Here is a 7231-nt window from a genome sequence, read left to right on the forward strand (position 1 = left end):
GGGCACACCGGAACTTATATCAACGCTCGGGGAGACTCGACCTCTACTCTTCCTGGTTCCGACCTGGTTGAGCAAGTTGGCTCGCTGAACCGAGAATCCCCCGATTTCTAATCGTGGGGAGTGTCAAAATGACGAAAATACCGATTGTGCCAGCTAGGGTGCGGAATGTCGGTTAAAGAAGAGTGCGTAGTGGCGTGGCAAGCTTAAAATAGTGCAATAGATTTTTGAGTAAAAGCCTTTAAAAATCAGGCGTAGGGTGCGTTAGGGGCGGGCGAGCCCTGATTTTTCGCTTCTTCGCCCCTGGTTGAAACAGCCCGCACCGTAACGCACCATCAGAAGGTTGAAGGTTGAAGGTGTAGGGTGCGTTAGGGGCGGGCGAGCTCTGATTTTTCGCCTCTTCGTCCCTTGTTGAAATAGCCCGCACCGTAACGCACCATCAGGTCAAACAGCTTTTAGGAGATGCACCCTATCCAGAACTTAGTGCGATCGCATAAGCGCGGAAGCTTCGCTTCCGGAGCATAGCGTGACCTACGGTCAATCGCCTAGCGTGGCCTACGGTCAATCGCCTTTTTGGGAACTCTATAAGTGTAACCATATTGAGAAAGTAGCCATGACTAAGCAACAAAGTGTATTGTTCACCCTAGCGGTCGCAGCAGCGGGAGCTAATCTATCTTCTACTATTGGCGGTGTGGGATTAGTCGGGGGGTTTGGTGGCGTGGGCATTGGTCCGACCACGATGACAGGTCTAGGAGCAATAACTGGGGTTGCTGCTTATGGCGCTGTTAGGGCGATACGGGAAGGGGATCTTATTGCCATTGGGGCAGTGGCACTGGGAGCGGTTACAGGGGCTGGTATCTCTGCCACAGTAGGTGGTATGGGATTGAGTTTTGGGGGGACAGCCACCGGGGTTGATATCTCTTCGATGGCTGCTGCTGGTGGAGTCGTTGGACTTGGTATTTATGGCTTAGCAAAAATGTTCTCTGAAAATCAGAGCAAAGAACCTGTTACTGAAACCTTTGACCGAATCGAAGCAGCAATCTCTTATCAGGAAGCTTATAACGAGGCAATGATGGAGCTAGATCCAATCTTAGCTGACATAGCCTTGAAACAAAAGTTTAGTGATCTAGAAGTTGAGGACGAATTACAAGCGCTTAAAGCAAACCTTTTGGGGGAAAATCAGTCTAAACCAACAGAAAAAGTAAGCAATGCTGAGCTTTCATCGAAACAAAGGTTTAAGAATCTAGACGTTGATAAAGAATTACAAGCGGTTAAAGCCAAACTTAATAAGTTAATAACTGTTAAATCACATCAACATTGGAAATGTAATACTATTCTCAAAGGACATATAGGAAACGTTAATTCCGTTGCTCTCAGTCGTAATAGTGATATTATTGCCAGTGGTGGTGATGATAGAACTGTAAAACTATGGGATTTAACAACGGTAAAATGCATTTACACGTTCTTCGGACAAGGAGGAGAAGTTCAAGCAGTAAACATTAGCCCCAATGGAGAGATGCTGATTGCTGGTGGCTTTGATAACGTGATTACCAGTTGGAAATTACGGACAAAAACGTTATCTGGCATCTTCAATAAACCAAATTCTCCTTTCAGTCATGGAGCCGTGGTTTCGGATCTTGCTTTTAGCCAAAATGGTAAAATCCTGATCAGTGCTAGTGGTGATGAGACCATCGCAGTTTGGGATAGCTTGACCGAAAAAATCTAAGGGCGCAAGCCCCTGAATTCTATTCATGGGGTTAGCCTTTTAAAGTTACCGTAAGAATAGTGGAGCCTTTATAGGCGACAGGCTATGCATAGAAAAGTTAAAACTTATTGATTAAGGCTCCACTATTCTAAGGTTTCGTCTTTTGAGGGAATTTATTCCCTGATCAATAGACATCGACTATAATAATAAGTAAATCCAACAAACTAAGGAGGTGATCAAAGGTGTTAGTAATGGAGTTCAAAGCTATTCTAAAAGAACCCCAAAAAGTGGCTATAAATGAAGCTATAAGGACAGCTAAGTTTGTCCGAAACAAAGTGCTGCGTTTTTGGATGGACAATCGCGGAATTTGCAAAAAAGAACTATACCGTTACAACACCCAGTTAAGGGACGAATTCAAGTTTGTCAAAGAGCTTAATAGTCACGCCTGTCAAGCATCGGTTGAAAACGTAGAGCGGGCTATCAAAAGATTTTTTGATAATTGTAAAAAAAAGGTTACCGGCAAGAAAGGCTATCCCAAATTCAAAAAGCATTCCCGGTCTGTTGAGTACAAGCAATCTGGGTGGAAGTTGTCGCCAGATAAAAAATCTATCAATTTCACAGACAAAAAAGGGATCGGTAAGGTCAAGCTTAAGGGCACCTGGGACTTATGGCGTTTCGACCAGAAGCTGATTAAACGGGTTCGCATTGTTCAGAGATCTGATGGTTATTATGTTCAGTTTTGTGTAAAACTAGATAACTCAGAGCAACTAGAGGCCACTGGCTTTACCGTCGGGTTAGATGTAGGGCTAAAAGAGTTTTATACCGACTCTGATGGATACTCTGAACCCAACCCTAGATTCTACAGAAAAGGCGAGAAGCGCTTAAAGTTTTATCAGCGTCGAGTTTCTCGGAAAAATAAAGGCTCAACTAACAGAAAGAAAGCGATTAATAAACTAGGTAGGACACACCTCAAAATAAGTAGACAACGTGAAGAACATGCCAAGAGACTGGCACGTTGCGTAATCCGGTCTAACGATCTGGTCGCCTATGAAGATTTGAGGATTAAAAATCTGGTTAAAAACCATTGTCTTGCCAAGTCTATTAACGACGCAGGTTGGTATCAGTTCCGGGAATGGCTGGAATATTTTGGTCAAAAGTTTGGGCGGATAACTGTTGCAGTAAATCCAGCTTATACAAGCCAGAATTGTTCTAACTGTGGTGAAGTGGTTAAGAAGTCGCTATCGACTAGAACCCATGTCTGCGAATGTGGATGTCAATTAGATCGACAAACATAGAGTCTTTCATCTGTGTATTCTGATTTCTCAAGCTTCCCCTCCCTAAGTTGTTGCTCAAGTCATTGAGTGGGGTTATCTTAGAACGGAATTGTACTCACAGTATGAGTGTCATTATTTGCTAAGGCTCATAATTGAAAGATGTTCAGACCCAAATTCTGGATCAAGATAGGTTTTGTCGAACAGATAGGAGAATTTTTGGCGAAATTTAGAACTAAACCGGCTCCTAACACGGTATTTACTACTGTATTTCTAGGTTTATCTTTAGTTTTAGTCGCCTGTGCCCCCAAAGGTAGAGAAAGTAAAAGCAATACGGTTACTATCCTGGGAGTAATGACAGGGGAAGGGGAGCAAATCATCGAACAGATACTAGAACCCTTCACTAAAGAAACGGGTATCAAGGTGGTGTATGAAGCCAGTAGTGATTTCGCCACCCTCCTACCTGTGTTGGTGGAATCTGGAAATGCTCCCGATCTTGCCATGTTCCCTCAACCGGGTTTGATGGCTGACTTTGCTAGGGAAGGTCAACTGGTCCCTCTAGATACCTTCATGGACAAATCCCAGTTATCTGCTGCTTATTCTCAAAACTGGCTAGATTTGGCAACTGTCGATAGTAAAGTATACGGGGTGTGGATTAGGGCGGCGGTCAAAAGCTTAGTTTGGTACAATCGAGCTGCGTTTAAGGCAGCTGGTTACAAAATCCCTAACACCTGGAATGAAATGATGGCACTGTCCGATCAGATTGTGGCAGATGGCGGTGTCCCTTGGTGCATCGGAATAGAAAGCGGTGCGGCTACAGGATGGGTTGGTACCGACTGGATTGAGGATATTATGTTGCGCACGGTTGGTGGGGAAGTGTATGACCAGTGGGTTGCTCACAACATTCCCTTTAATCACCCAGCGGTTAAGAATGCTTTTGAGCAGTTTGGCAACATTGCCCTTAATCCTAAGTATGTGTTTGGTGGTAGTGTTGGTATTATTAGCACTCCATTTGGTGACGCAGCCACACCCTTATTTGATAACCCCCCAGTTTGCTATCTGCATCGCCAAGCTAGCTTTATTACTAGCTTCTTACCTAAAGATGTAGCCCTAGATAAGGATGTGAGTATCTTTCTGTTACCGGGTATTAAACAGGAATTGGGAGTGCCAGTGTTAGTGTCTGGTATTGCGACTGCTATGTTTAAGGATACTCCAGAAGCACGGAAGTTGATGGAGTATTTATCAACTGCCCAACCCCATACTATCTGGGCAAGTCAGGGAGATTATGTTTCACCCCATAAACAGGTTAGTTTGGATGCTTACCCCAATCACATTCTTAAACGTCAAGCGGAAATCTTAGCCAATGCGGATATGGTGCGCTTCGATGGTTCGGATATGATGCCAGGAGCCGTGGGTACCGGGACATTCTGGAGTGGCATTGTTGATTATATTGGTGGGACAGATGTGGATACAGTTCTGAAAACTATTGAGGAAAGTTGGCCAGATTAAGTATGAGGAATTAGGGATTAGTCATTGTCAAAAAAAATATTTATTTAAAATCGCCTTCTAATGTTACTTTAGCAGAATTGCCTGGGAAATCTGTAACTATAAGATACTGAAATCAAATTAAGTCAGTTATTCGCAACCATTTAGCGAAAGGGACAATAGTGCCGTTTAGGCATTAATTACGATTAAATATCTGAGTACAATATCAGCACTTGCGCTTCGCTCCGCTGTAACGGCAATCCCTTGGGGTGTAAGCAGGAAGGATATAGTAGGATGTCAGTGACTACTATAAATTTGGCGTTGCTGAATATTTGGGTACTGTATAGTTGGAGCAGTTACCGATTACCGATTACCGATTACCTTTGGATCTTCCATAATTGAGGAACACCGTAAGTTTAGGATTCCCCCTTTAGGCCAAACTCAAGTTTAAATAAGAAATAAGCTATGGATACTAGTCAGATTGATAAATTTGTTTCCTATTGCCAAGGTGAACAGCCACAAAGTGAAGAAGATATGAGACGTTTTTTTATAGGGGTTATTGGTTTTCCCTATGATAAGGAACTTCTATTACAGGCATATCTATTTTTCAATATAAACTCATTATTTCCAACCTGTAGTCAGCTCATCCTGTTTGAAAAGGCTCTAATCCAAGACTATACAAATTTAGGCAAAGTGGATTTTGTTTATCTTAGTAAAAACAAAAAAATATTTTTAATTGAAACAAAATATATTGATACTGAAGCAACAGTAAAACACGAAAGAACTAGAAGAAATAAGCATAGAAATAAGGTAGTGGAACAAGTCATTGATTGGAAATACAAATTGAGGGATTATTGGAATATATCAACTAACCAAATTAATTGTGGAGTATTTACAACCGATCCACAAGTAGGTGATCGTGCAAGGAGCACTGACATTATCGCTAAATCAATATCTATCTATGAACTGGAACGGTGGCAAAAAAATTATAAATTTTATAAATTAGACCATGGCAAGAAACGGGATTCGGTGAGAGATATATATGAGGTGATCAAGTGATCAAGTGATCAGGTGATGAAGTGATGAGGCAATGAAGGATGGTATTGTTCAAAATTGTTACTTTCATTCTCGCCGTTGTCATAGGCTGTGCTGGGGTGATGGCTTTGTTATATGGCATGAATGGCTTGGTAAATCAGCTACCCAATAAAACGCGATTGACCTTGGCCAAAAGGCCACGCTACGCGAACGGTCACGCTACGCGAAAGCATTTTATGGCTTGGGTATACTTAGCCCCTGCTTTAGCATTACTAACCGCTTACCTGATTCTGCCCACCCTCAATACTATCTATATCAGCTTCTTGGATAAGCGATCGCAAAATTTTGTGGGACTGGACAATTACATCTTTGCCTTTACCAACCCTACTATGCTAATCGCTTTTCGTAACAATGTCCTTTGGTTGGTATTGGTAACAGGGTTTAGTGTAGGATTGGGTTTAATTATTGCGGTGCTGGTGGATCGGGTACGCTATGAACCGGTAGCCAAGTCCATAATCTTTATGCCCATGGCAATTTCCTTTGTGGGGGCTAGCGTGATTTGGCGATTTATCTATGCTTTTCGTCCAGCTGGATCAGAACAAATTGGCTTACTCAATGGCATTATTACCCGTTTAGGATTTGAGCCTGTAGGTTGGTTAGTGGAGCGCGAACTTAATAATTATGCTCTGATTGTGATTATGATTTGGTTGCAGACAGGGTTTTGCTTGATTTTGCTCTCTGCTGCAATCAAAGGTATCCCCAAAGATATTATCGAAGCTGCACGGATAGATGGAGCTAGTGAGTGGCAAATCTTCTGGACAATTACTATTCCGATGATACGAGGGACTATTGCTGTGGTTGTGACTACTGTAGTAATAGCGGTGCTGAAAGTCTTTGATATTGTCTGGGTGATGACCGGTGGTAATCAAAATACGGAAGTGATTGCGTCTCGTATGATTAAGGAAATGTTCAATTATCGGAACTTTGGACGAGGTAGTGCGATCGCAGTTATTTTATTACTAGTTATTATTCCAGTTATGATTAGCAATATCCGTCGATTTCGAGAGCAGGAGAACAGCCGTTGATAGTAATATATAATTATTATTTGAATTGTGAACATACTCCCGCTTGGGAAAGGCAAGAGGCAAGAGGCAAGAGGCAAGAGTTAATCAAGTAGCGATGCAGCAAGGGAACAGGTGAGCCAGTGAGGCCAAAGGGGATTTCCCCCATTCGCGACTGCATCAAGACATAGAAGGATTTTGGTTAAGGTCAAAAACGGTAATTATGATTTATTATTTCTAATTGATTTAGAAATGCTATAGTATTCAGATTAAAGTTAAAATTTGATTCTGATGGCGTCACCGAGTTAAGCAACTGTTCTAGCTATGGTTGAAATTCTATAAGGCTTGGGGTGATGCGATCGCATCTTGCCCAGTTGTTTTGCCCAGTTGTTTTGCCCAGTTGTTTTGCCCAGTTGTTTAACCACTGCTGTTGTGGGATTGGTTGCACAAAGCGCTTATCTTGGAAAAAAATCGACTATTCCAGACATGACTTTAACCCAGCTATGGTACCAAAACCGCTCTTTGTAGCAAAATCCCAACATCTACAGCAATTCTTCTGGAAAATCCCGATTCATCTGACCCTGATTATCATCTCTTTGATCTGGACTCTACCCACTGTTGGCTTGTTCATTAGTTCCCTACGCTACCGAGATGATGTGCTCAAAACCGGTTGGTCG

6 protein-coding genes are annotated in these 7231 nt (G+C 42.4%); 5 read left to right on the plus strand and 1 reads right to left on the minus strand.

Annotated elements, in window-relative coordinates; translation table 11 throughout:
• Positions 1–523: 523 nt before the first annotated feature.
• The 5 genes from F6K20_RS17400 (at position 524) to F6K20_RS17420 (ending at position 6578) form a co-directional block, all read left to right on the plus strand.
• Complete coding sequence (locus tag F6K20_RS17400) at positions 524–1723, plus strand: hypothetical protein (RefSeq protein ID WP_287295438.1); 1200 nt, start codon at positions 524–526, stop codon at positions 1721–1723.
• 221 nt (positions 1724–1944) lie between these two features.
• Positions 1945–2997, plus strand: coding sequence for an RNA-guided endonuclease InsQ/TnpB family protein (locus F6K20_RS17405; RefSeq protein ID WP_287295440.1), 1053 nt, complete (start codon positions 1945–1947; stop codon positions 2995–2997).
• A gap of 138 nt (positions 2998–3135) precedes the next feature.
• On the plus strand, positions 3136–4482 hold the full coding sequence (locus tag F6K20_RS17410) for an ABC transporter substrate-binding protein (protein ID WP_502708841.1): 1347 nt from the start codon (positions 3136–3138) through the stop codon (positions 4480–4482).
• Positions 4483–4923: 441 nt separating this feature from the next.
• Positions 4924–5517: a hypothetical protein gene (locus tag F6K20_RS17415; protein ID WP_287295442.1), complete on the plus strand. Its 594-nt coding sequence runs from the start codon at positions 4924–4926 to the stop codon at positions 5515–5517.
• Between the two features lie 212 nt (positions 5518–5729).
• Positions 5730–6578, plus strand: a complete 849-nt coding sequence (locus F6K20_RS17420; protein ID WP_008177794.1) for a carbohydrate ABC transporter permease — start codon at positions 5730–5732, stop codon at positions 6576–6578.
• A gap of 298 nt (positions 6579–6876) precedes the next feature.
• Here F6K20_RS17420 and F6K20_RS17425 read toward each other — a convergent pair whose 3' ends face one another.
• Entirely contained in the window at positions 6877–7002 is a 126-nt protein-coding gene (locus F6K20_RS17425; protein WP_267871961.1) for a hypothetical protein, read from the minus strand.
• Positions 7003–7231 lie beyond the last annotated feature (229 nt).

Source organism: Moorena sp. SIO2C4 (assembly GCF_010672485.1).
GTDB classification, from domain to species: Bacteria; Cyanobacteriota; Cyanobacteriia; order Cyanobacteriales; family Coleofasciculaceae; genus Moorena; species Moorena producens.

Bases quoted from the DNA above. Each gene is read 5' to 3' on its own strand.
- F6K20_RS17420 (WP_008177794.1), top strand. From the start codon at position 5,730: ATGGCTTGGGTATACTTAGCCCCTGCTTTAGCATTACTAACCGCTTAC.
- F6K20_RS17410 (WP_502708841.1), top strand. From the start codon at position 3,136: ATGTTCAGACCCAAATTCTGGATCAAGATAGGTTTTGTCGAACAGATA.
- F6K20_RS17415 (WP_287295442.1), top strand. From the start codon at position 4,924: ATGGATACTAGTCAGATTGATAAATTTGTTTCCTATTGCCAAGGTGAA.